The 25502-nt window shown below is 74.1% G+C and carries 16 protein-coding genes; 11 read left to right on the top strand and 5 right to left on the bottom strand.

The annotated features are described in order from the left end of the window. Positions 1–369 precede the first annotated feature (369 nt). A complete protein-coding gene (locus tag WME79_RS28505; protein WP_437521075.1) occupies positions 370–1551 on the top strand; it encodes a mechanosensitive ion channel family protein in 1182 nt (393 codons plus the stop codon). A gap of 434 nt (positions 1552–1985) precedes the next feature. Then, entirely contained in the window at positions 1986–3104 is a 1119-nt protein-coding gene (locus tag WME79_RS28500; protein WP_437521072.1) for a CBS domain-containing protein, read from the top strand. Between the two features lie 422 nt (positions 3105–3526). Here WME79_RS28500 and WME79_RS28495 read toward each other — a convergent pair whose 3' ends face one another. The 4 genes from WME79_RS28495 to WME79_RS28480 form a co-directional block, all read right to left on the bottom strand. Next, a complete protein-coding gene (locus tag WME79_RS28495) occupies positions 3527–4075 on the bottom strand; it encodes a hypothetical protein (RefSeq protein ID WP_437521069.1) in 549 nt (182 codons plus the stop codon). Between the two features lie 10 nt (positions 4076–4085). After that, positions 4086–4592 carry a YtxH domain-containing protein gene (locus WME79_RS28490; RefSeq protein ID WP_437521066.1) on the bottom strand — a complete coding sequence of 169 codons (507 nt, stop codon included), beginning with the start codon at positions 4590–4592 and terminating at the stop codon, positions 4086–4088. Between the two features lie 352 nt (positions 4593–4944). After that, positions 4945–5517 (bottom strand): OmpA family protein, encoded by a 573-nt coding sequence (locus tag WME79_RS28485; protein WP_437521063.1) that lies wholly within the window; start codon positions 5515–5517, stop codon positions 4945–4947. A 129-nt stretch (positions 5518–5646) separates the two neighbouring features. After that, positions 5647–8100 (bottom strand): PAS domain S-box protein, encoded by a 2454-nt coding sequence (locus tag WME79_RS28480; protein ID WP_437521061.1) that lies wholly within the window; start codon positions 8098–8100, stop codon positions 5647–5649. Between the two features lie 380 nt (positions 8101–8480). Here WME79_RS28480 and WME79_RS28475 point away from each other — a divergent pair, with 380 nt between their 5' ends. After that, a complete protein-coding gene (locus tag WME79_RS28475; RefSeq protein ID WP_437521059.1) occupies positions 8481–8987 on the top strand; it encodes a hypothetical protein in 507 nt (168 codons plus the stop codon). A 176-nt stretch (positions 8988–9163) separates the two neighbouring features. On the opposite strand, the gene mug is transcribed toward WME79_RS28475, so the two are convergent. Then, positions 9164–9676 carry a G/U mismatch-specific DNA glycosylase gene (mug, locus tag WME79_RS28470; RefSeq protein ID WP_437539975.1) on the bottom strand — a complete coding sequence of 171 codons (513 nt, stop codon included), beginning with the start codon at positions 9674–9676 and terminating at the stop codon, positions 9164–9166. A 250-nt stretch (positions 9677–9926) separates the two neighbouring features. On the opposite strand from mug, the gene WME79_RS28465 reads away from it, so the two are divergent. The 8 genes from WME79_RS28465 (at position 9927) to WME79_RS28430 (ending at position 25494) form a co-directional block, all read left to right on the top strand. After that, positions 9927–13112, top strand: a complete 3186-nt coding sequence (locus tag WME79_RS28465) for a hypothetical protein (RefSeq protein WP_437521056.1) — start codon at positions 9927–9929, stop codon at positions 13110–13112. 161 nt (positions 13113–13273) lie between these two features. Further along, entirely contained in the window at positions 13274–14716 is a 1443-nt protein-coding gene (locus tag WME79_RS28460; RefSeq protein WP_437521054.1) for a sigma 54-interacting transcriptional regulator, read from the top strand. 59 nt (positions 14717–14775) lie between these two features. Then, the gene (locus WME79_RS28455) at positions 14776–15429 is read left to right on the top strand and encodes a YdeI/OmpD-associated family protein (RefSeq protein ID WP_437521051.1); all 654 of its coding nucleotides are present in this window, start codon (positions 14776–14778) and stop codon (positions 15427–15429) included. Positions 15430–15495: 66 nt separating this feature from the next. Then, positions 15496–18663, top strand: coding sequence for a hypothetical protein (locus tag WME79_RS28450; RefSeq protein ID WP_437521049.1), 3168 nt, complete (start codon positions 15496–15498; stop codon positions 18661–18663). A gap of 147 nt (positions 18664–18810) precedes the next feature. Then, positions 18811–22119 (top strand): hypothetical protein, encoded by a 3309-nt coding sequence (locus tag WME79_RS28445; RefSeq protein ID WP_437521046.1) that lies wholly within the window; start codon positions 18811–18813, stop codon positions 22117–22119. Between the two features lie 58 nt (positions 22120–22177). Beyond that, entirely contained in the window at positions 22178–22780 is a 603-nt protein-coding gene (locus WME79_RS28440; RefSeq protein WP_437521043.1) for a hypothetical protein, read from the top strand. A 139-nt stretch (positions 22781–22919) separates the two neighbouring features. Next, positions 22920–23831, top strand: a complete 912-nt coding sequence (locus WME79_RS28435; RefSeq protein WP_437521040.1) for an MYXO-CTERM sorting domain-containing protein — start codon at positions 22920–22922, stop codon at positions 23829–23831. 193 nt (positions 23832–24024) lie between these two features. After that, entirely contained in the window at positions 24025–25494 is a 1470-nt protein-coding gene (locus WME79_RS28430; protein WP_437521037.1) for an alpha-amylase family glycosyl hydrolase, read from the top strand. Positions 25495–25502: the final 8 nt, after the last annotated feature.

Below are 25502 nucleotides of genomic sequence, written 5' to 3'. Positions count from 1 at the left end.
CGCCCCGTCGGCTCCGCTGCTCATCCCGTTTGCACACCGCATGCCGCGCCGCTCGGGTCGGTCGCACGCACCCGGCGGGGGTCGAGCGACGCTGGTGCGGATTGCCGCAATGGGGCGCACCTGCCTCCATCCGTCCTCGCGATCTCTGCTCGGCGAGCGGCGGAGATCCGGCTGGACACGCGGGGGCGGGGTCGGCGGCACGCCCTGTGCCGTGGGGACGCCGCACACACGATGGATGAGCCCGCCGCGCCTCACTCGGGCACAGCCCTCCCCGCCGCTCTCCAGAGCGCGGCGGGGAGGCCCGTGTCCCCGGGGCTCCAGGCCACAGAGGCGCGCGCGGCGCTGGTGCGCTGGTGAAGGAGCGGACGCATGCAGAACTCGAACTTTGAATCGCTCGGGGCCCGGCTGGGGATCCCGGGTGATGGATTGTGGCCCTGGGTGATCGTCGCGGCGAGCGTTCCGGTCGGCTTCGGCCTCGCTCGGATCGCCGCGGGCGTCTTCCGGCGCGCCGGTTCGGTCGTCGCGCGACGGACCGCGACGCCCTGGGACGAAAAGACACTCGACGCGGCAATCGGCCCCGTGACCCTTTGTCTCGGGGTCGTCCTGACAGCGGGCCTCGCCAAGCTCACGCGGCTCGGCCAGGGCCTCGTGACCGATCTGAGGTCGCTCCTCTCGGCGCTGTTCATCGCCGGGGTGGCGTGGCTCCTTCTGCGCATCGTGGGGATCCTCACCGAGGTGCTGGACGCGCGCGCCCTGCGTCATCTCGAGGAGGGGAGCGAGTCGTCCCGCGGGCTCCGCACCCAGGCTCGCGTGCTCGAGCGGGTCGCGCGGGTGCTCATCGTGATCGTGGCGGGCGCGCTCGTGCTCCTGAACTTCGAGGCGGTGAGGAACGTCGGTGTCTCGTTGCTGGCGTCGGCCGGCATCGCGGGCGTCGTGCTCGGCCTCGCGGCGCAAAAGCCGGTCGGCGCGATCCTGTCGGGCCTCCACATCCTGTTCACCCGCCCCATCGACCTCGGCGACAAGGTCGTGGTGGACGGTGAGTTCGGGACGATCGAGGAGATCCGGCTGACCCACGTGGTCGTGAAGATCTGGGACGAGCGGCGGCTCATCGTCCCGACGGCGAGGCTCCTGGACCAGTCGTTTCAGAACTGGACGAAGCACGGGGCGGAGAAGCTGGGCACCGTCGAGATCTACGTGGATTACCGGACCCCGGTGGACGCCCTGCGGCGGCACTTCGAGTCGATCCTCCCGAGCAGCAAGCTCTGGGACGAGCGCGTGAAGGCCGTTCAGGTCACGAATGTGACAGAGCGCACGATCGAGGTGCGTCTCCTCGTCTCGGCGCGCGATCCTGGGCAGCTGTTCGATCTGCGGTGCTGGCTTCGCGAGGAGATGCTCCGCTGGGTCCAGGAGCTCGAGGGCGGTGCGTACCTGCCGCAGGAGCGTTTGACCCGGAGCGCCTCGCTCTCGGAAGCGGCAGAGGGTCGTGGTCCGGCCTCGGGCCGCACACGCCGGGCTGGAGCGGGCGACAGGCTGCCCGATGTGGCGCCGTGACGGTGTGCGCCCACCATGTCGCGGAACGCCACACCGCGGCATTCAGGCGAGGTGCGATGAGCCCGGCGCATCTGCTGCGCCCCTCGGGGGTGTCGCAGGCCAGTCCAGGCGCAGCCGCAGCCGCTTCGGCGCGGCGAGGACGCGATGGCGACGTGATGGCGACCAGCGCCGCGGAATAGCCCTTCAGGCCAGTCGCGCCCTCCTTGACCGCCAGGAACGGCTCCGCTCGCCGCTCTCTCGCAAGCGAGACGCAGGAAATCGGCATGTGATTTGCAGTGGAGTCAGAAAGATCTGGGACTGTAGCCCGTCAGCCGAGCCGTCGATCGCGCGACGAGGTGTTCGCCACGCCCCGGGGGGAAGGAGGCAGTGGCACGTCGGAACTGCGCCTCCCGGCATGGGCAGGTGCCTGCGCGGGAACCCAGGAGCAAGACACCATGAAGTCGGTCATCAGGATCACGCGGCTCGGCGGTGTTGATGTGTTTGCGCATGCGGCGTTCGGCCTGCTGCTCCCGATCGGGGCGCTCCAGTGGGGAGCGCGGTACGGGTGGAGCGGCGCGCTCTTCGGCTGCGCGCTGGGCGCGGCGCTGCTCGGGTGCGTGGCGCTGCAGGCGCTCGTGCGTGGGATCGTGGCGAGGCTGCTCGGGCTGAGGCTGCGGGAGATCCTGCTCTCGCCGCTCGGCCCGGTCGTCACCCGACCGCGTCCCGCTGCCGGGCGGGCGCAGGGCGGCGCGCTCGGCCTCGCCGCGAACGTGGCCTTCGCGGCGCTCTTCGTCCTGGCCGTCGCGGCCGAGCGCGGGGGGGGCGAGCTCGGGTGGGCCTCGGTTCTTCAGGCCACCGACGCGCCCTCGCGCGAGGCCGCGATCGTGTGGATCGCCAGCGCAAACCTGGGGATCGCCCTGCTCGGCCTGCTGCCGGCGTTGCCGCTCGAGGGGGGGCGCGCGCTGCGCGAGGCGCTCTCGCCGCTCACCGGCGCCTGGCTCGCGACGTCGATGACGGCGGCGCTCGGGCAAGCGACGGCGACGGTGCTGTTCTTCATGGGCCTGTTCGGCGGTCAGCTCGTCGTGGCCGCGCTGTCGGCGTTCCTCTTCGTGGAGGCGCGGCGCGAGTGGAGCGCGGCGCAGGCGGTGATGGCGCCCGTGGCGCCGCCCGAAGAGCCTCCGAGCGAGGGCAGGGCCGTCCAGCTGTGGCCTGGCGAGCTCGTGGGCGACGCCGCGCGGCGGATCCTCGCGAGCCACGAGCCGGACTTCCCGGTCGTCTACGAGGACCGCGTGATCGGGATCGTGACGCGCACGGATGTCATGCGCGCGCTGGCCGCCGGCCAGGAGGGGTCGTTCATCGCGTGGATCATGCGCTGCGATGTGCCCCGGGTGGCGGCGGACGTGTCGCTCGACGAGGTGGGGCGGCAGATGATCGCGAAGAACACGCCGGTGGTCGCCGTCTTCGATGGAGAGAGCTATCTCGGGCTCGTCAAGCACTCGGATATCGCGGGCGCGCTCACGCGCGGGCGCGGGGTGCGGCTCGGGAGGATTCAGCTGGCTCCTCAGGTTGGATAGGCATAGGCGTTAACCAAGTTTCGCGCCGCGTCCTCCTACATCCGAACGTGAACGTTTACGTGGACGTGGACGTGAACGTGGTCGTGGTCGTGGTCGTTCACGGCTTAACGTTGACGACCACGACCACGACCACGTAAACGTTCACGTCCACGTAAACGTTCACGTTCACGTTCACGCTCACATTCACGTTGGTGACCGATGGTGGGGTGAACGGGGGCGGGCTTCGTGCCCTGAGCGTGACCGAACGAGCTTGGTTAACGCCCAGGAGAGGGGATCGGCGGGATGCTCGGCCGCTCCGGGATCGGGAGGAAGAGGGGGGTAGGTGGGTGTTGGTCGAGCGTGGTTCCGGACACACGGACGCTCGAGCAACGCGCCCCGCCACCCGGAGAGGGGGGCGGGGCGCTTGTCGGGAACCGCGACGCTCAATCGCCTCGAACGAAATTGAGCTTGAAGGAGACCACGAGCACGAGCGCGTCCTGACTGATGCGGCGCTTGCCCCAGGCGACCCCGATGTGCAGCCCCTCGATGGGATCGAGGTTGGAGGGGAGACCCACGGTGTGCGTGAGCGTCTTCGTGAAGTTCCACTCAGGCCGCTTGTTCGCGAGGGCCGCGTTGACCGCCTTCATGACGGTGTGGTCGAGGATCGAGGGGAGGCCGCGGATGTCCGCCTCCTCGAGCTCGACGTTGAACGCAAGGACGTTCCCCTTGTTCCTCTCGATGATCTCGGGGCAAATCAGCACCTTGAGCTCATCGAGACGGATGGTGGGGTTGACGCCCGCGATGGACCACTGGAGCTCCGCGGGGCAGGTGACCCGTAAGCCCAGGTCATCGGCCAGGGCAATCTCGGTCGCCTTGCCCAGGTACAGCCAGCGATCGGTCGTCTCATCGTCGTCCAGGTGGATCTTCACCGGGAGGAACTCGCCCAGGATCTGCGCGAGATCCTCCCGCGTGATGATGGCTTCGAGCCACACGGCCAGCGCCTCAGCTCAGGTGATGGCCGCTCTCGCCGCCATGGGACCGCCCAGCTCCCTCGACGCTGTAATGCGAGTTCGCGGAGCTCGTGTCGGACGGCGCGACCGCGCCCTTCACCGCGTCGACCGCGCTGCCGACCTTGTCCTGGACCTTGCGCTCGGCCTGCTCGACCCCGCGGGTCGCCTGGCGCTTCAGGCCGTCGAGGCGGGTCAGGAGCTCGCGGCGCAGCGCCTCGCCCGACGTCGGCGAGAGCAACAGGGCCACGCCCGCGCCCACCGCGACACCAGCGCCGAAGAGGCCGAGCGCCGTGAGCGGGCTCCGCTTGCGCGCGAGCCCGACCCAGCCGAGCACGTCGTCGAAGCCGAGCGCTCCGACCGTGGCGGCGACGCCGGCGATCGCCTTCGCGACGTCGAACGCCGTCGTCCTGGCCGCCGTCGCGGCGACGCCCGCGCCAGAAGCCGCCGACTCGACCACACCCTTCGCTGTCCCCACCGCGTTGTTCATTCGGTTCGTCATGGCTCTTGTCTCCTCGTGACGGACATGACATCCGCCGGTTCGTGTCGGGAAACCATTGCAGGGCCCGGACCAACCGAGGGCTTGCGCCCAGAGCGCCTGTCCCCGAGGCCGCAGAACTCCGCCGTGGCGCCTGCGTGACGAAACGCCACAGCTGTCGTGACGCGCCTCGGGCGCACCACGCGCCGTGAGGCGAGCGCCATGAAACAAGGGCCGCGAAGCGGGGCGCCGTCGCCAACGGAAGAGGGGAGATCGGGAGGGAGGAGAGCAGGCCCGCCGAGAGCGGGAGATCCAGCGGCTGCGCCGCTGCGGCAGGGGCTTGGAGCCGCGCCCGCCGAGCGGGCGAGCGCGCGCGTCACCGAGGGGCATGGGCGACGCCGATCAGCGCGACGTCGACCCTGCGATCATAGCCATAGGAATACATCGGTTGAGCTCCGACCGCCTCGGCGGCGCCCGTCGCGCGCGTCGTGATGCGATCCGCAGGGATGCCCTCCTTCACGAGGATCTCCTTCACCCGCGCGGCGCGGCGGATCGAGAGATCCTGGTTGTACGCCGGGGTGCCGCGCGGATCGGCGCGGCCGACGAGCTCTATCCTCGCGCCCTGGAGGCTCGATGAGCGCAGGCAGTCGACGAGCGCCCGGAGCTCCACGTGCTCCTGCGGGAGCGGCTCGGCGGAGTCGAAGGCGAAGCTCGTCTTGGGCAGGCGGCAGACGTCGGCGATGTCGGCCCCGAGGGTGAGGCCGATGAACCGATCTTCGCCTTCCCTGAGATCGGGCCATTCGACCTTGTAGACTCCATCCGGGCCCGGGTTGGGCAACCTCGGCTCAGGCCGCGCCTGCTGCGGGGGTGGGGCCGCGGCGCACGCGGTGAACAGCGAGAGCGCAAGCGCGCCCAGGCAGAGCCTGGGCAGGTTGGACATCGACAGCATGAGAACCCTCCTTTCGAGGTCGGCCGTGACAAGCCGCCTTGTGTTCGGAGGAGGTTGTTCAAGCTTCGTGCCTGTCCGGCGATCCAGGCGTGTCGCCGCGCGCCACGCCCCGCGCTCAAGGCGAGGTCATCAGGGGGAGGAGGGCTCTCTGGCCTCGAGCTTGGGCCAGGTGAACCGGAAGGTGGCGCCGGCGCCGACGGCGGACTCGACCCAGGCGCGCCCGCCCTTGCTCTGGACGATCTTCTGCACGACCGACAGGCCGATGCCGGTGCCCTCGACCTTGTCGCGCGCCTTCAGCGTCTGAAAGATGCCCCAGATGCGGTCGTGGTACTCGGGGGCTATGCCCGCCCCGTTGTCGGAGACCGAGAACTCCCAGAACGGGCCGGCGTCGCGCGCGCTGATCCGGACCTCCGGATCGGCGCCCCCGGCGTGCTTCAGCGCGTTGCCGATCAGGTTCAGGAACGTTTGCTGGAGCGGAGCGCGCTCCGTGAGGAGGACGGGCATGTCGGGGGCGATCTCGACGAGCGTCTCCGGCGGGGGCGCGAGCAGCTCGATGACCTCCCGGAGGAGCTTGCCGACGTCGATCGCCTCGGGCTTCTCGCGGGCGCGGCCCGCCCGGGAGTAGCTCAGGATCCCATCGATGAGGTTCTCGAGCCGGTGGACGCGCCCGCGCAGCAGATCGAGCTGCTTGCGGCTCTCCGCCGTCATCTTGTCGTTCAGGTCCTCCTCGATCCACTGCGAGAGGTTGGCGATGCCCCTGAGCGGCGCCTTGAGGTCGTGGCTCGTGACGTACGCGAACTGATCGAGCTCCTTGTTGCTGCGCTCCAGCGCCTGGACGAGCCGCTGCCGCTCCTCCTCGGCGCGCTTCTGATCGTCGATGTCCGTGTACGTGCCGAACCAGCGGACGATGCGGCCCGACCCGTCGCGCGCGGCGACCGCCCGGCCGATGAACCAGCGGTACACGCCGTCCGCGCGCCGGAGCCGGCACTGGCTCTCGTACGGCTCGCCCGTGCGGAGCGCCTCCCGGAAGGCCTCGATCGCCCGCTCGTGCTCGTCGGAGTGGATGATCCGGCTCCAGCCCTCGCCGCCGGTGTCCTCCGCGGTGAGCCCCGTGTAGTCGTACCAGCGCCGGTTGAAGTACTCGTGGTGGCCGTCCGGGCGGTTGGTCCATACGAGCTGCGGCATCGTCTCGGCGAGCAGCCGGAACTGCGCCTCGCTGTGCTTCAGCTCCTCCGCGAGCGTCTCGACCTCCTTGCGCACGGTGACCTCGCGCTCGAAGAGGAGGGCGTTGTCGACGCTGAGGGCGGCGCGCCGGGCGAGCTCCTCGGCGAACTGCACGTCGACCTTCGTGTAGTGCCGGCCCGACTCGGCGTGCGCGAGCGTGATCGCGCCGAGGACGCGGCCGCGCGCCGCCAGCGGCACGACAAGGTACGACCGGAGGCCGAGCTCGCGCGCCATCCGGAGGTGCTCCTCGTCCCGCGCGTTCTCGACGAGCAGGGAGTCCGGGATCTCGGAGGCCCACTCGGCCTCGCCCGTCCGGAGCACCTTCGGCACGCCGCGGCTCGCCGCGGGATCGACAGGATAGCTCTGCTCGATCTGGCGGACGAGCTCCACCTTCTGCGGGTCGGTGTGCTGGACGGCGACGCGCTGGATCGCGCCGTCCTGGCCCTGGATGTCCACGGCGCACCAGTCGGCGAGGAGCGGGACGACGAGCCGGGCGAGCTGCCCGAGGGTCTCGCGGAAGTTGAGCGAGGACGAGAGGATCTCACCCGCGCCGGCGAGGAGGCTGACGTTGGCCTCGGCGCGCTTGCGCTCGCTGATGTCGAGCACGTAGGTGAGGTTGCGCCGCTGCGTCTCGATGCGGGCGGACCCGACAAGAACCGCCACGCGCTTGCCGTCCTTGCGGATGTACTCCTTCTCGAACTGCTTCGTGACCCCGTGGAGGCTCAGCTCGTTGACCGCGTCGTGGTGGACGTGCTCGTACTCCGGCGGGGAGAGCTCCTGCCATCGGAGCAGGCCCGCCTTGAGGTCCTCGCGGGTGTAGCCGACCATCGAGAGGAAGCAGTCGTTCGCCTCGAGGACGCGCCCTTCGTAGTCGCTGAAGAGCAGGCCCATCATGCTGGTGTCCATGAAGCGCCGGAACACCTCGTCGCTCGCCTGGCGCTCCAGCTGGCGGAGCGCGGCCTCCTGCCGCTTGATCTGCTCGGCCCTCCGGTGCAGCTCGACGAAGACCGCCACCTTGGCGCGGAGGATGTCGGGATTGAACGGCTTGAGGACGTAATCGACCGCGCCCTCGCGATAGCCGCGATACCGTCGGTCCTCGTCCTCCGGCAGCCCCGAGATGAAGATAATCGGCGTGTGCCTCGCCCGATCGAGCCCCCTCACGCGGGCGGCCGTCTCGAAGCCGTCGATTCCGCGCATCTTCACGTCCATGAGGATCAACGCGAACTCCTCGCGGAGGAGGTGTTCCAGCGCCTCCTCGCCGGATTGCGCGGAGACGAGCCGCTGGCGCAGCGGATCGAGCACGGCCTCGAGGGCGAGGAGGTTCGCGCGGTGATCGTCGACGAGCAGAATGCTCGCCACGGGCTCGGAAGGAGCGGACGGGAGGGGAGCACCCGGCTGGACAGAGGACTTCACCTGAAGCGGGCTCAGCCCTGGCTTTCGGTCGGGCATGACGAAGACGGTTAACGGCGACAGGGCCTTCTGGCAAGCGAAAGCGGCGCTCGCGCGGCGAGGGCCATTCTCCTGCTCGACGCGCGCGAAGCGGGCATCTCCGGCTCGCCGCGGCATCTCCAGCGCGCAGCGACGAGGGCCGCGCGGGATCGGGCTCCGCGCGCCACGCTGTGGCGATCCGTCACGCGCGCCGAACGGAGCGGACCGTCGTGGATGTGGCGCCGCGACGGGGCGGCCGGCCGTGTGTGGCTGGCATGGGGCCTGCTGGATGCGCCGCAGAGGGAGCACGTATGCGATTCGGACTCAAGCTGGCTTCATTCGTGGGAGCGCTTGCGGGCGCGCTGCCGAGTTCGCCGGCGGCGGCGGCCGACGGAGCGGGGCTCTTCGCGCTCCCGCCGAGCCGGCTGGACGCGACGGACCGCGCGGGGATGCCGACGTCCGAGCCGCCTGCGATGTCTGGAGGGACGTTCGTCGAGCTGATGGCGCGCACGATGATGGCCGTGCTGTCGCCGCCACCGGCGGAGCTCCGCGTGGCGCCTCTCGTGAGCCGAGGTGGCGGCGGAGGGCTCCGCCTCGTCTTGCCCGTGTGCGAGGACGGCTGTTCGCGTTACGCGTCCCGCGCCGTCTTCCTCGTCGCGCAGAGCGCGCCCGACTCGCCGTTTGCGTGGCTCGCCGCGGTGACCAACCGCGGCGGGCGATCATCCGGGGGGCCGCCCGGCCTCGCGGCCGTCCGTGAAGAGGCCCGCAGCGCGCGCGCGAAGGTGCCTCAGGAGGAGGCGAGCGCGCTGCCCGAGTAGGCGCTGGCGAGACAGGCCGCGACGCGCCGCGAGACCGCCTGTCTGTCCGCCGTGGCCGCTGCTGAGCTTGCCTGAAGCGGAAGAGCCGAGTCGGCGCCGGACGCATGTCGCGCGGGGCGGCGGCGGTGGGCTGGACCCTGCCTTTCAGGGGATCGGCGTCGGCGCGCGCTCGCCGCTCACCGCGAGGCCCGGGTCGACGTGACCGCCTCGTGGAGGGCGCGGAACATCGCCGCGAGCCTGTCCGGCTGGTAGCTGGCGTTGAGCCCGCTGGGGTTCGGCAGCACCCAGAGCCGCGTCGCGCCGAGCGTCTCTGTCTGGGGGCCGGGCACGGCGCGGGGCCTGCCGAAGGCGCCTCGATAGGCGCCAATCCCGAGCACGGCCAGGAAGCGAGGGCGGTAGCGTCGCACCGTGGTCTCGAGCCGCCGCCCGCCCGCGGCGAGCTCCTCGGCGGACAGCTCGTCCGCCGACGCGGTCGCGCGCTCGACCACGTTGGTGATCCCATACCCCAGCTTCAGCAGCTCGCGCTCCTCGAACGGGGAGAGCACGCGATCGGTGAATCCGCCGGCGTGCAGCGCCGGCCAGAACCGGTTGCCGGGGCGGGCGAAGTTGTGCCCGACGGCGGCGGTGTAGAGGCCCGGGTTGATGCCGCAGAAGAGGACGTGGAGGTCCGGGGCGATGACGTCCGGCAACGTCTTGCCGGCGGCGGCGAGGAGCTCGTCGCGGGTGGGTCGTCGGGGTCGGGGAGGGGAGTGCACAGGCTTTCCGGGCGAGCGCCGAGGGCGCCGCGGCTGCAGCTTACGACGGCGCTGCACGAAGGAGCGCGGGAGCCAGCGGCGAGGAGCACGGGAGCCGGGGACGACGGGCGCGACCGCCGGGGGCGAGGAGGTGGATCGACGCTGGACGGGGGCGCGACAACGGATACCGTCGTGCTTTCCCCAGATGCTGGTGCGCTCGCTCGGTCTGATCTCGGCTCTCCTCGCGGCTGCCTGCGCGCGTGCGCCCGAGCCGAGCCCGGCGAGCGGCGCGGGGGCTGCTCGGGCCGCGCGCGCGTCGGGCGCGACCGGCGCCGCCAGCGCTGCCCCGGCGGGGGCGCGCTATTTCCAGGCGCTCTCCGAGGGCGTGTTCCGGGCAACGCACGACGGACCGGCAGCGGCCGTCGCGGCTCGCGTCGTCACGGAGGGCGCGCGGATCGAGCTCGGCGGAGATGGGCGCGTCGCCGCGGCGGCGTGGGAGGCCGATCTGTGGGCGTCCGGCGATCCCGTCGTCGGATCGCTCGCGATCGCGCCCCACCTCGGCGGGGGCTTCCTGCACTGGACCCGGCGCAGGGCGTTCCGCTCGCGCGGCTTCACGGGGCCGCTGGCGGAGGTGGCGCTCGGCGGCGGCGGCGCGGTGCGGGGCGCCCGCAACGGCCTGCGAGGCGTCGTGGTCTTCACGGAGCAGGGGCCGCGGGAGCTCCTGCCGGGCGAGGATCGGGGCCGGGCGCTCGACACGCCGGCCATCCACGATCTGGCCGCGCTGGACGCCGCGCGCGCGGCGCGCCTCGACGTCTTCGGCCGCGCCGCGACGACGGCGGACGGCGGACGGACGTGGATCGATGTCGGCCAGCGGCTCGGGCTCGCCGTGCGCGCCCTGAGCGTCGCCCCGGACGCGCTCTCGCTCGACACGGCGCTCGGGCGCGTGGCCGTCCTCCCGGACGGCTCGCTCGGCCGGCCCGACGGCGATCCCCGTGCGATCTGGCAGCCGAGCGGCTCGTTCCAGCTGCTCTTCGCGGGCGTCCAGGCCGCCTCGCGCGACGCCCCCGTCCTCGACGATCTCGCGCCGCTCGCGGCGGCCGTCTCCGCGGGCGCGCTCTTGCCCGACGGGACCGCGCTCGGGGCGTTCGAGGGCGGCGTCGCGCGGATCGACGTGAGCACGGGCGCGGTGCGCGAGCGGTTCTCGGGCTGGCTCCCGGACGGGCTGGGCTGCGCGCCGGTGCCCGCGGAGGACGGGCCGCTCTTCCTCTGCGTGTGGGACGATTACGACGGCTACGGCAGCTACGTCCTGCGCTCCGAGCGCGGCGAGGCGCCGCGGATGGAGCGCTCCTTCAGCGACGAGGGGTTCTTCGTGGCCGACGACGGCGGCGCGCTCGGCTACGTCGGCGGCTGCGCGGCGTCGCCGCGGGTCGCCAGCGACGAGGAGCGCGATCGCCGCTACGGCGAGGTCGTGATCCACCCGAGGATCTGCGTGCGGCGCGGCCCGGGCGACTGGGTCGAGCATGCGGTCGAGCTCGGCGAGTCGCAGACGCTGGTCGGCTGGGCGCCGCGCCGGGACGGGAGCGCTGTCGCGCTGCTGAGGGGCGAGCGCGATGCGCGGCTGCCAGCGCCCGCCGGGGCGCCACGGGGCCGCGACGAGGGGGGCGCGCGGGTCGTGCAGCTCCGCGGGCACCTCTCCGGCTGGTACTGGACGCCGCCCCTGCGCGACGGGACACGGGCGCTCGTCGACAGGCGCTTCCGCGCGCGCGAGGACGGCGGGGTCGACGGGTGGCTGTCGTCGGTCGAGTGGCCTGATCCCGTCGGGCAGGCGAGCCTGGGCGTCACGATCGCGGAGGACGGGACGGTCTCGCCGCACGCCCTGCCGCCGGAGCCGGCGGGGATGGTGGTGACCGGCGACCATGGCGTGCTCGTCACGGCGGGCGCGGAGCTCTACGAGACGCTCGATCACGGCCGGACGTGGCGCGCCGCCGGGCGCTCGCCGGTGCCGCCGCCGTTGTTCCAGGGCGGGTGCTCCGCGCTCGGCTGTGCGTTGAACGGCGTGGTGCGGCTCGGCTGGGGCGCGGGCGAGCTGTCGCCGGCCGTCGCCGCCGCGCCGGGCCTCGGCTGCGGGGGGCCGGAGGCGAGCCGCGCGGGCGCCGCCGGGGTGGACGCGGCGGCTTGCGTGGGCGGCGTCGGCCGGATCGAGGAGCCGCCGGCAGCGCTGCCGTCGCTCTCCTGTGCGCCGATCGAGCTGCCGGCGCTGCGCCCGCGCGCCGCGCCCGAGGCTGGCTCGGAGCGATGGACCGTGCCGACGTCGTATGGCGAGGCGCTCGATATTGTCGCCGACACGCCGGCGCCTGGGCGCGCCGCGCGGCCCTCCGAGGAGCCGTCGCCCGCCGAGGAGGCCGCGCCCGAGGAGGCGCCGCCCAGCGGCGCGGCGCCGGGCAAGGGCGGCGCCGCGCCGGGAAAGGGAGGCCCGAAGATCGCGACGGTCCGGACGCACAGCGTGCTCTACCTCCCGCCGTTCGATCTGCGCGGCGAGGCGCTGCGGCTGAACGCGACCGAGCTCGCGCTGAGCGGCGGGCACGGCGGGAAGCGCAGCGCGTCGATGCCGCTGCTCGCTGCGAGCGGCGAGATCGGGCTGCTCGTCCTCGCCGAGGCGGGCGAGCTGCTGCTCGGCCCGCAGGGCGCGCGGGCGCTCCCGGCGTTCGAGCCGCGCCGAGGTTACGCGGACACCGCGCCGGGGCGGGCCCCGGGTCTCCTGCTCGGTCCGGGCCGCGCGCTCGTGCTCGGCGAGCTCCGGCGCCGCGTGGCCCTCGAGGAGCACACGCCGGAGCCCCGGCGGCCTGCGCGCCTCGTGGCGCTCGACCGCGAGGAGCTCCGGGGCCGGCCGATGACCCTCGCGTGGCGCGACGACGGCGAGGCCGGCGTGCTGGTGCTGGACGGCTCGGCCCTCGAGATCGCGGGCGCGGCGGCGCTGGACCGCATGGGGGGCACCGTGGGCGAGGTGGTCGCGCTCGCGCCCTGGGCGACGCTGACCGCCGCCAGCGACGCGCGCTGCCGCGCCCAGAGGGGCGCGTGGCGCGCGCTCGTGGTGCTCGATCCGGAGCGCGCCCTGCGCCTCGATCGGAGGGCGCTGCCCGCGATCGCGCTCGGGAACCAGGGCCTCGCGCAAGTGCGCTGGGGGCGCGAGCGCGTCTGCCTCGAAGCGCTGCACCTCGCGGCCTCCGACTCGAGGCGGCGCGGCGAGCGGGCGGAGGGCGCGGCGCTGATCGCGCGGTGGACGGCCGCGCGCGGGCAGGAGAGTCGCGGCGCAGGACAAGGCGTGCTGCGAGCACAGGCGACGACGCAGCGCCTCGTGTGCTCCGTGGGCGAGCGTCCCAAGGACGGCTAAGGCGCGGTGTCATGTGGGTCAGCTGCTCCGAAGCCCCCTCCGCGAGCACGATCGGCTCGGACGAATGATGCGCCTGGCGGACGGATAGGTTGGTACCATCACCATTTCCAATGCACGGCGACGGGACAGAACGCTCGAAGGACATCGACAGTACAGCGTCAATGCAATTTCGTGCTCCGTTCTCTCGGCAGACCAGCGCCGGGGCGGGGCTCGTGTTGCTCTACGCCGACAACTACGAGCAATTCCGTCCCGCGTACCCCGTGCTCGAGCAAGGCTCGGTCCTTGGCCGCGATCCGACCGCGGATGTGTCCGTGCCGACGCGGAGCGCTTCGCGCCATCATGCCCGGATCGAGCGGCGGGGCGGCGCCTGGCGGCTGACCGACCTCGGCGGCCGCAACGGCACGCTCTGCAACGGCGAGTTCGTCACGGAGGCGCACATCGCGCACCTCGACCAGGTCCGGGTCGGCGACGCCATCTTCAAGTTCGTCGAGCGCGACGTCGAGAGCTACGCCCGCTACCGCATCGACGGCGCCTACGTCGAGGCGCCGGGCTCGTCGGAGGGGCCGCCGCGCTTCTCGATGGGGCGGATCGTGGGCGGATACCAGACCCGGAGCCTCGCTCGCAGCCTGTACGAGATCGCTCGCAGCGAGCTCTCGGTGCTGATTCGCGGTGAGAGCGGGACTGGCAAGGAGATCTTCGCCCAGCAGCTCCACGACTGGAGCGGCCGGCGCGGCCCGTTCCTGGCCGTCAACTGCGCCGCCATCCCCGCCGCCCTCGTCGAGGGGGAGCTCTTCGGGCACCGGCGCGGCGCGTTCTCGGGCGCCGACCGCGACAGGGCGGGCATCCTCCGCGCGGCCCACGAGGGCACGCTCTTCCTCGACGAGATCGGGGACATGCCGGTGGAAGCCCAGGCGAAGCTCCTCCGGGTGATCCAGTCGAAGGAGTTCACGCCGCTCGGCGGGACGCAGGCCGAGCGGATCGACGTGCGGATCGTCGCCGCCACGCACCGCGATCTCGACAAGCTCCAGCAGACGGGCGCCTTCCGCGCCGATCTGTTCGGTCGCCTGAACGAGCACAGCGTGACCCTGCCCCCCCTCCGCGAGCGCAAGGAAGACATGTTCTTGCTCTGCACCGCGCTCGCGGCGCGCCACGGTCGGTCCGAGATCCGGCCCAGCATGGTCTCCATGGCGGCGCTGCTCCACCACAATTTCCCCTACAATGTGCGGGAGCTCGAGGCGCTCCTGAAGCGCTGGGCCGCCGCGGATCGCGGCGCCGAGTTCGGCGTCCAGGATCTCAGCGACAGCATCCGCGATCGGATGAAGACGTACGGGGCCCGGGGCGCTGCCCTCGCGAGCCCGCTCGCGGAGGATTCGCGCGCCACGGTCTACCCGCTGTACGACGAGGAGCCCGCGGAGGACGGAGCGTCCGCGCCGGGCGGGCCGCTGCCGCCGAGGACTACCCCCGAGGAGAGCGTGCTTCGGGAGCTCCTGGCGCGGCACCAGGGAAACGTCGCCGCCGTGGCGCGCGTGCTGGGGAGAGATCGCGTGCAGGTGCACCGCTGGATGAGGCGGTACAACCTCAAGGCCGACGCGTTTCGCGGGTAGCATCGCTCTCGGCGCCGCGCAGAGCGGCTACACTCGCGCCCGCCGAGGCGCGCACCCGCATGGCCACCGAAAACCCGCTCACCCGCAAGCTCCAGATCAAGCCCGATCACCGCCTCTTGCTCCTCGGCGCGCCCGACGGCTTCGCGGCCGCGCTCGATCCGCTTCCTGCGCGGGTCACGGTCGCCACGGCCGCGCGCGGGCAGTTCGACGTGGTCCACCTCTTCGTGCGCCGCGCGAAGGATCTCGAGAGGGACGCGCCGAAGGCCATCGGCGCGGTGCGCGACGGCGGCGTCCTCTGGATCTCCTATCCGAAGCGGTCGTCGGGGGTGGAAACCGACCTGACGCGCGACGTCGGCTGGCAGGTCGTCGCGGACGCGGGCTGGGGCGGCGTCGCGCAGGTCGCCATCGACGAGACCTGGTCCGCGCTGCGCTTCAAGCCCGGGGGCGCCGTGAATCGTAAGCCGGGCTCGGCCGCCGCCCCGAAGCCGAAGCAGGCTGCGGCGGCCACCCCGCCCGAGGATCTCGCCGCGGCCCTCCGGGGCAACGAGGTGGCGCGCGCCACCTGGGACGCCATGGCGCCGTCGCACCGGAAGGAGTACGCGCGCTGGATCGAGGAGGCGAAGACGGCCGGCACCCGCGCGCGCCGCGTCGACAAGAGCGTCGAGATGATGGCCGCCGGCGTGAAGGACAGGAACGAGAAGCACAGGCGCTGAGCGGCCTGCCCTCGATCGCGCCGAGCACCGCACGGGATGGATCCTGCCCGCCTGAGACTGGATGTCGTGGCTCCTCTCCTCGCCGCGCTCGCGCTCGCGGCGTGCGGTGCGGCCGAGCCGGCGGTCGCGCCGCCCGGCGCGCTGGATCCGCCTCCCCGCGCCTCCTCGACCGTCGCGCTCGGCCCGGCCCGGTACGTCGCGCAGGCCGACCTCGGCCTGGTCGAGCGCGTGGTCATCGACGGGCAGGAGGTCGACAGGGCGATCCTCAACGGCCAGCGCGCCGAGCTGCGTGGCCTCGATCGGATCGAGCCGCTGGGCGCGGGCGGCGTGGTGCTTTCCGGCGGCGCGACGTTCCCCGCGTGGGCCCGGCCCGGCGCGGCGGCCATCGACGCCGCGCGCTACCTGTTCTGGAGCGGCGGCGAGATCTACGCCGCCGAGAGCTTCGGCGGAGAGCTGCGCAAGCTCGCGACCCTCCCGGGCGACATCGTCACCGCGTTCCCATGGCTGGACGGCATCGGGCTGATCACGGCGGCCGGGGGCTTCGTCGTCCAGGGCGCGAGCGGCGCGCTGCGACCGCTCGGGTTGCCGTCCATCGTCGCGGCCGCGGCGGCCAGCGAGCGCCGCGCGCTCGGCCTCACCGTCTTCGGGCGCGCGCTCCTCACGCTGGACGCGGGCGCGTCGTACCGCGACGTCACGGCGGAGCTCGGCGATGCGGTCGCGCTCGACGTCCGCGGCGAGGAGATCGTCGCCTCGATGGCCTTCGGCCTCGAGCGCGCCGTCGATCTGAGCGGTCGCCTCGGCGAGCCCCGCGCGCGGCGCGCGCCGCCGGCGGCCGGCGTCGATCCCGGGTGGCTCGGCCGCGCGCCCTTCGAGCAGCTCGCGGACGCCGTCGCCTCGGGCCTGCCGCTCGCCGATGGCGGGGCCGCGCTCGCCGTGGACGGCCTCATCGGCCGCATCGACCTCGCCTCCGGCCGCGCCTCGTCGGTCGCGCCGCTCCCGCCCGGCAGCGGCGAGTGCGCGCCGTTCCGCGCGGGCGACGCGCTGCTCGCCGTCTGCGCCGGCCCGGAGCGCGCGAGCGTCGTCGACCTCTCCAGCGACGCGCGCGCGCTCCGCATCGAGCGCTCGTTCGAGCTCCTGCCCGAGCCGGCGCGGGAGACCGATCGCTTCGTCGGGGTCGACGGCGAGGCGCTCGGTTACGTGGGGCCGTGCGAGGGGCCGCCGAGGCCGCGGATCGATCTCCGCGCGCTCTCTCAGGGGGCGCTCGCCGGCGATTCGACGCAACAGAGCGCGGTGTTCTGCGTGCGGCGGGGGCCGGGAGACTGGGTCGAGCACCGCCTTGACGCGGCGGACGCGACCGACGTCCTCGCCTGGATACCGCGCCGCGGCGGGGGCGCGGTCGCCCTCATCGCGCGCCCCGGCACGTTCCTGCCGGACGGCGAGCGCGTCGAGGTGCGCGGCGCGCTGCGCGTCGTGCGGCTCGCGCGGGGCGAGCCGCCGCTCCTCCTGCCTCCGTACGGCGACGAGCGGGCGGAGCTGCTCTCGCGCGCGCTCGCCGCGCGGGCGGACGGCGCCATCGAGGGCTGGCTCCCCGTGCACGGCTACGCGGCCGACCCCGCGCCGATCACGATCGACCCCGCCGGCCGGCTGCGCCGCCACGCCGTGCCGGCGCGCGCGAGCTCGATCGCGGCGTCGGGCCCCTTCGCGCTCGCCGAGACCGAGGACGGCGGGCTCTTCGAGACGATCGATCGAGGGCAGCGCTGGACGCCCATCGCGCCGCCGCCGGGCGGCGTGGCCGCGCGCCTCAACGGCTGCTCGGCGGTGGGCTGCCGCGTCGGTCCCTTCCTCCGGCTCGGGTGGGCGTCAGCACCGCGCTCCGGCGCGGCGAGCGCCGAGCCGACACCCGGCGCGGCGATGGCGGAGCCGCCCCCCGCGCGACCCCGGCCCGACCGCGACAGGGCGGCGCGGCCTCCGGCGCTGCCGCCCCTCGCGCGGCTCGCCTGCACCTTCGCAGGGCCGCTCGACGCCGCGCGCGTGCCGGAGTCGTCTGGGTTCGGCGCCGTCGCCGCGCCGCCCTCGCGCATGGCGGGCACGATGCGGCTCGGCACCCTCGGGATGCTGACGCTGCCGTCGTTCAGCGTTGGCAGCGTTGGCCTGTCGGGCAGCGGCGGCCTGCCGGGCCCCTCCTTTGCCGACGCGGAGCTCGCGTGGATCGCGCCGTTCGACCTGCGCGCCGAGATCCACCGCGCCACCGTGCCGCTCGCGAGCGCCGGGCCGCTCCAGCTCGCCTACCGGCCGTACGAGGCGCCGATCGGGCTCGTCATCGATCGCGACGGTCGTGTGGCCCCGGTCGCGGCCGGCCCGCCGGAGGCGTGCCTCGCCGGCCTGCTGGACGCCGCGCGCGTCACGCGGCCGGTCGGCGGCTGCGCCCCCCAGCCCGCGATCGGCGTCGATCTCGGCGATCGCGCGGTGTTCCTGAGCCCTCGGCACGACGGCCTGGCGGTGAGCTCGGTCGACTTCCGCGGCGCGCGTGGCGAGGCTCCCCTCGCGCGGCCCGCGGGCGGCGGGCCGCCTCCGGCGATCCGGGAGCTCCACGTGCAGCGCACCGCGCGCGCGACGGCGGCGCAGCGGGCGCGCTTCGCCTTCGGCGCAGGCGCGCGTTCGGGCGCGCCCGTCTTCGTGGCGGTCGCCGGAGACGGCGGCGCGGTGCTCTCGCCTGTCGACCCCGTGCTCGGCACCCTGGGCCTCGAGGAAGCCCTCGCCCCGCTCGGCGCGCTCGGCGCGGGCGGCGACCCCGCCTGCGCGCCGCGCGCCGGAGAGGCGCGCGTGGTCCTGCCGTTCGATACGGAGATCGGCCTCGTGCCCGGCTCGTTGCCGGGGATCACCGCGGCCGGGACAGCCGGCGTCGCTGTGATCCGGTGGTCGCGCGAGCGCGCGTGCCTCGACGCCGTGGAGCTCGTCGTGCGCGACGAGCGCTACGAGGGCGGCCTCGGCTTCTACGAGCCGCCTGGCGTCGTGAAGAAGCTCATCGCGCGCTTCGCGGGGCCCTCACCCGCGGCGCCGCTCGGCGCGCACGGCGGGCTCGTTGATCGGCGCGGGCGCGGCGGGCCGAGCCCCACGGCGGCGCGGCGGAGCGAGCCGGCGCAGGGCGCTGGCGGCGGCACGCTCGCGCTCGTCCTGTACGGCCAGGAGAGCCGGCAGCCGGTGCAGTGCAAGGCGGTCGTGGGCGCGCGCTGAGCTGAGCGCGCGCTCGCGGTCCTCTCGACCGCGGTGCGCGGAGTGCCGCGGATGGCGCGGCGTTCGCGGCGCGCCGTCTGCCCGTCCAGGAGCACGCTGCAGCGGATTTCCAGATGGTCTACACTGCGCCGCGTGCGCGCCGCCGCGATGCCCTCCCGCGCAGGCGTTCTCCTCGCGCTCTCCCTCGCCGCCGCGTGCAGCGCCGCCCCGGAGCGCCCTCCGCGGCCTGCGCAGCCGCGGGCCGCCGCGCTCGCAGACCCGCTGCCGCTCTCCCCTGCGCGCTACGTCCTCACCGAGGACATCGGTGTCTTCCTTGACGCCGCCGTCGGGGATGGCGAACGCACGCTCGCGGCTGCGCAGGCCGCGCTCTTCGAAGGGCGCCGTGTGCGCCTCGACGGCGGCGTCGTGCTCGCCGACGCCCCCGCGGCCGAGCTGCTCCGCGGGTTCCGGTCGATCCCGGCGCGCCTCGGGGGCGGGTTCCTCCTGTGGTCCGAGGGCCGCGTCTACCGCGCCGCCGACTTCCTCGGCGAGCTCGCGCCCATCGCCGACGTCGGCGCCCCCGGCGGCGCGCGTCCGTACCTCGACGCGATCCTCCTGCGCAGCGATCGCGGGCTCCTCGAGATCGATCCGTCCACGCTCGCCGTTCGCCGCTTCGGCGCTGCGGGCGTGGTCGACGCGGTGGCCGTCGACACGCGCCGCGCGGCGCGCCTCGATCTGCTCGGCCGCGCCTCGGTCACCCTCGACGGGGGCGCCAGCTGGATCGACGTGCTCGAGACGCGCGGGCTCGCCACGTCGCTCCTCGAGGAGCAGGACGGCGGCAGAGCGGTCGCGCTCCTCGGTCCGCTGGGCGGCGCCACGCTCCACGTGAGCGCCGCCGGCCTCGTACCCGTGGCGCCCGCTCCGCCGCGGGCCGGGCCGAGCGCTTCGCTCTATCTGCCGCCAGCGCGGGATCCTCCGCTCGGCGCCTCCTCGGGCCGCGGGCTCGCCCCGGCAGGGCTCGCGCTGGCCGCGGCCACCGGCGCTCTCCTCCCTGGCGGCAGGTTGCTCGTCGCTCGCGACGGCGGCCTCACGGTGCTCGCGGCGGCGACCGCCCAGCCCCTCGCAGAGGCGGAGATCGAGAGCCTCGACCCGAGCTATGCGCGCTGCCAGCCGTTCCGGTCGGGCGATGACGTCTTGCTCGCGTGCGCGCACGAGGCCGCCCAGGTGCTCCGGCTCGAGACGACGCTCTCCGCGCCACGACTGGAGGCCACGTTCCCGCCCCGCAGCCGAGGCCCTGACCCGCTCGCGAGCCCGCAGGGCGCGTTCGTCGGCGACGATCGCGGTCGCCTCGCCTTCATCGGCAGGTGCGGCAGCGTCCCCCCTGGGCTCCACGATTTTCCGGAGAGCCCGGGCGACGTCGTCCCGACAGACGACGAGGCTCCATCGCCCCGGCGCTTCGCGCGGCTGGCGCCGGACGAGCCGCAAGAGGACGCCGCGAGCCGCGAGCCCGCAGGGGAGGGCGTTGCGCGCGTGTGCGTGCGCGTCGGCGGCGGCAGCTGGGTCGAGCGCCGGATCGAGGGCGAGGACGCCGACCGCCTCTACCGCTGGATCGTTGGCGAGCGCGGGACCGTCACCGCGCTCGTGCTGGAGGCGCCGAAGGGGCCGCGGCCGCGGCCCTCCGAGGAGGATGAGGAGGAAGGGCGCCGGACCTCCGAGGGCGAGGAGGAGGACGGCGCGCCGCGGAGGTCACCTCCCGGGCCCCCCGTGCGCGGGCGCGAACGTCGTCCTGCGGGCCCGCCCGAGGGCGTCCGCGTGGTCCGCGTGCGCGAGCGCGACCCGGCGCTCGCGGGCGGCGCGTTCCCGGCGCTCGCGGGCGGCGCGTTCCCGGGGTCCGCCGACGTCGCATCGCCGCGCCTCGTCGACACCGACTTCTGGGAGGACGACGACGGCGCCGTGCGCGGCTGGCTGCACTTGCTCGAGGAGGCCGACAGCGTCTCGCCCGCCCGCGCTGCGCTGCCGGAGGCGGGCTCTCTCGTGCCCGTCGAGCGGCTGCTCTCGCGCAGCCGCGGCGGCCGCACCGCCGGCCTGCGCATCGACGCGCGCGGCGGCGTCACGGTCTTTCCCCTGCCGACCGGCGTCGAGCACGTCGTCGTCGGCGGGCGGTTCGCGCTCGCCGCCACCGGCGACGACCCGCCGGCCTTCTTCGAGTCGACCGACGGCGGCCGCTCGTGGCGCCCCGCCGAGGGCCCGCCCGCGCGCCAGATCGAGCCGCCATTCGACGAGAGCGCCGCCTTCGCGTGCTCCCCGATCGGCTGCGCGATGGGTGAGCACGGCCTCGTCCGCCTCGGCTGGGGCGGCCCTCCGCCCTCGCCGCGCAGCGCGCCGCCGCCCTTCGCTCCTGCGGCGAACCCGGCGCTCCGCGCCGCTCCTCCACCGCTCGTCTCCTGCCGCCTCGACGACGACCCCTCGTCCTTCCCGCCGCCGGCCGCCCCGGCGCCGCCTCCCTCGGGTCGCCTCCTCGCTCGCCGCGCTCCTCGGGGCACGCCCGCGGCAGGGGGCGAGCCCGCGACGGCCCGTCTGACCGGCGGCGCGCCCCCGGTCGTCTCGCTGTCGACCGCCCCGTCCTCTCCCCTGGGCGCGCTCCGCGACGGCACCTTCACCGCGAGCGTGCTCCTGCCGTTCGCGCGCGCCGAAGCGCCGCGCCGCCTGTCGCTCCGCGACGGCTCGCTCGGCGCGGCGTCCGGAGATGTTGTCCCCGTGCTGCTCGCGCCCGGCGCCAGGGCGCCCGCGGATCTGCTGCTGCTGCTCGACGGGAGCGGCCCGCACGGGCGGCGCGGCCTCCGCGTGCGCGCGGGCGCCGAGCCCCCGGCGCTCCTGCCGTTCGACCACGCCGGCACGATCACCGCCGCGGTCGAGCTGCCGGGCGGCGAGCTGCTCGCCCTCGACGCCGGGATGCGCAGCTTCGTCGTCGCGGTGCGGCAGGGCACCTTCCCGGCCTTCGGGCTCGCGCGTGTCCCCGAGCTCGCGGGCGCCCGCCTCACCCTGGGCCGCCGGCTCGACGCTCCTGGCGTGGCCCTCATCGGCTACTCCGTCGCTTCGGGGGAGGTGGTCGCGGGGCCGATCGACGTCGCCCGTGGCCAGGTTGGCCCGCTCGAGCCGCTCGGGCCCCTCGCGTCGCTCGCGGAGATGGGCGCCAGCGGCTGCGGCGGCGCGCGGCCGTCGCACCGGTTCATCGCCGAGCTGCCCGCCACGCTCCAGGTGGCCTCGAGGAGCGGGGCGCCGCTGTTCGAGGGGGACGCCCCGGCGTCCGCGCTGCTCTCCGGCGGCCGCGGCGCCCTGTGCGTCGAGGCGATCGACGTCCGCGCCGCGGCCCGGGGCGGGCTGGACCTCGGCGTGGTCTTCGGCCCCGACGGCGCCGCCGCCCCCCGCGGCGGCGGCGTGAGACTCCGCTGCGAGCTTCTACCAAACCGGCCATGACGGGCGGCGAGCATCCGGAGATTCCGCGTCGGCGGACCTCTCGTGCTAGGGTCCGCCCATGCCCGCCCTTCGATCCTTGGCCCTGCCGATCGCGGTGGCCGCGTCGATGCTCGCGCTGAACGCATGCTCTGAGCGGCCCACCAGCTTCCCCGATCGCGATGGTGTCATCGCCGCCCAGGCCGAGTGGTGCGCCGCGCTCGCCAAGCTCCAGCGCGCCGGTGCATCCTGGGAGCACCTCAACGCGTGCAAGGCCGCCTACCCGACCTCGTCGCCCACGTACCTCCGCGCGATGACGAGCTGCTTCTCGCGCCGCATGGAGGCCGCCACCGAGAGCTCGCCGGACCGGAGCCAGATCATCCTGGAGTGCAACGACGAGGTGGCCGTCAAGCTGAACCCGGACGAGCCCACGGCGGCGCAGGTCATCGAGTCCCGCTGCGCGCGAATGGCCCGCTGCGAGAGGGTGCCCGTCCCCGCGTGCAAGAGCGCGTTCAGCAAGCTCGAGGGGGCCCAGCGCGCGATGTTCACCACCATCTACAACGCCACTGGCCGCTACGAGATCATCGACTGCCTCGAGAACGCGAGCTGCACCGACAACGAGGAGGCGGGCCGCCAGGCCTGTTACAAGCCCACCTCCGACGCGCTGCTCTGGTTCCCGGACTGAGCCCCGCGCGCTGGCGGTCGCCGCCTCGTCCACGCTGGCGGTGATCTTCTCGTCCACGCTGCCAGTCCTCTCCGCGTCCGCGCCGCCAGCCTTCTCGTCCGCGCCTCGTTGCCACGAAATCCCTGGTAGCGTGCCGCGTATGCGAACCGCCCGATCTCGAACCGGTCCCCTGTCTCAGCTCGGCGCGCGGCGCCCGCGCGCCGAGCGTCCTCACGCCCGCCCCGTCGCGACCCAGCCCGGCGCGGCGCGCCGCCTCTTCCTCGCGCGCGTCATCGCCGCCGCGCTCGCGCTGATCGGGGCGTGGCTGCCCGCGAGCGCCGCGCACGCGGCGGGCACCGTCACCATCGTCGACCGCTCGCCCAAGGAGGACAGCGGCCGATGGAAGCTCAAGATGACGATGAACTACGGAGGGATGCCGCACCTCGGGCACATCCCGATGCTGTTCTCGTTCACGCCGACGGTGCACTACGAGCGAGCGCTCACCGACAAATCGCCCGAGACCCCGATCCTCGTTCGCATCCCGCTCCAGAACCAGCAGGGGATCAACGAGAGCATGGACGTCGGCTTCTCCGACAGCAGCGGCAAGGTCTTTGCGATCACCAAGTTCGACTTCGTCCTCCGGCGCGATCGGGGCTTCGAGGCCGGCGAGTACGAGCTCGTGATCAAGCGCGCGAGCGACGGCGTGCAGATGGGGCAGAAGCAGAAGATCACCCTGCAGGGCGACAACCCCGTCATCGATCGCCGCGCGATCGTCTTCAGCGGCGAGAAGAAAAAGAAGGACGACAAGGCGGACAAGGCCGAGGCCGAGAAGAGCGACGAGCCCGCCAAGGACGAGGCGTCCGAGGGCGCGCCCGCGGAGGGCGCCGCCGAGTCGGAGGCGCCCGTCGACGACGCGCCGCCGGCCGAGGCGCCGCCGCCCGTGGAGCCCAAGCAGGGCGGCTGCGGCTGCCGGCTCTCGCCTGACGAGGCCGCGACGCCCCTCGCCCTGCCGCTCGTCGCCCTCGGCGCGGCCGCCGCGCTCGCGCGAAGGCGCCGCGCGCGCCGCGCCTGACAGCGCCCGCGCCGCGAGCGCCTGGGATCGAGCGAGACAGCCTCTGTGCTGGACGTTGCGCGCGGCCTCGACCGGCCGCGCCTGCAGCACATCGTGATCGCGCTTGCAGGGACCACCCGAGCCCGCAGACAATCCCCGGCCGACGCCCGCTGTCCGCGACTCCCTCGCGGGCCCGCCGTCCCCAATCCAATCGATGAGCTCCCTAGTCCCTGCCCACCAGCACCCCCTGCTGTACGCGATCTTCGTGCGTGTCTGGCTCCACGAGCTCTCGCGCGCCGCCAAGGCCAGGGTGACGCTCGCCAGCGTGCCCGACGCGGCGCTCGACCGGCTCGCCGCGCTCGGGGTCGACTACGTGCACCTGATGGGCGTCTGGACGCTCGGCGAGGAGGGCCCGCGCCGCTCGCTCAAGGATCCCGACCTGCGCGCCGAGTACGACCGCGTGCTGCCGGACTGGACCGAGGCCGACGTGGCTGGCTCCCCGTTCGCGGTCGCGCGCTACGAGGTGAACCCCGCGTTCGGCGGCGACGCCGGCCTCGCGGATCTGCGCCGGCGCCTCGCGGCGCGCGGCATCGGGGTCATCCTCGACTTCGTGCCCAACCACGTCGCGCGCGATCACCACTGGGTGACGGAGAAGCCCGAGTACTTCATCGCCGGCGACGACGGCGCCCCGCTCAACGGGCGCGATCCCTACATCCCGCCGTGGCCCGACACGGCCCAGCTCGACTACCGCCTCACGGCGACGCGCGCCGCGTCCGTCGAGGCGCTCCGCAGCGTCGCGTCGCGCTGCGACGGTGTCCGCTGCGACATGGCGATGCTGGTGCTCGACGACGTCTTCCGGCGCACGTGGTCCAAGCGCCCGCCGGCGGAGCGAAAGGCCGAGGCCACCGGCGAGTTCTGGGCCGAGGCCATCGACGCCGTCCGCCGCGACCACCCGAGCTTCGTCTTCATCGCCGAGGCCTTCTGGGACCTCGAGTGGCGCCTGCAGATGCTCGGGTTCGACTACACATTCGACAAGAGCCTTTACGATCGGCTGAGCCACGCCTCCGCGTCGTCGGTCCGCGGCCACCTCGCGGCGACGCCCGACTACCAGCGGCGGAGCGTCCGCTTCATCGAGCACCATGACGAGCCGCGCATCGCGGCCGTGCTCCCCCCGGATCGGCGCCGGGCCGCCGAGTTCATCGCGGCGACGGTGCCCGGGATGCGGTTCATCCACCACGGCCAGCTCGAGGGGCGGACGGTGCGCGCCTCGCTCCACCTCGCCCGCGCCCCGGAGGAGCCGGTCGATCAGGCCTGCCTCGCCTTCCACGAGCGGCTGCTCGCGGCCGTGCGCCGCCCCATCCTGCGCACCGGGAGCTTCGCCACGCTCACCGCGCGCGGGCCGGGCGCCGACGCGTTCGTCGCCTACCGGTGGGAGCCGCTCCCGGCCTGCGGCGCGCCCCGGAGCGCGGCGCCCCTCGTGGCCGTGATCAACTTCGCCCCGTCGCGCAGCGGGTGCCGCATCCCGCTCGACATCGCCGGCATCGCCGGCCGCAAGGTCCTGCTCGCGGACCTCATGACCGGCAACGAGCACCCGCGCGACGGCGACGAGCTCGTCGATCTATCGCGCGGCCTCGGCGTCGAGCTCCCCGCGTACGGCATCCACCTCTTCGAGATCCGGCGCTGAGGCGCGTC

This window comes from Sorangium sp. So ce726 (assembly GCF_051521405.1).
In the GTDB taxonomy this organism is placed as follows: Bacteria; Myxococcota_A; Polyangia; order Polyangiales; family Polyangiaceae; genus Sorangium.
The sequence above is the reverse complement of the archived record's forward strand: the minus strand, read 5'-3'. Positions and strand labels throughout refer to the sequence as shown.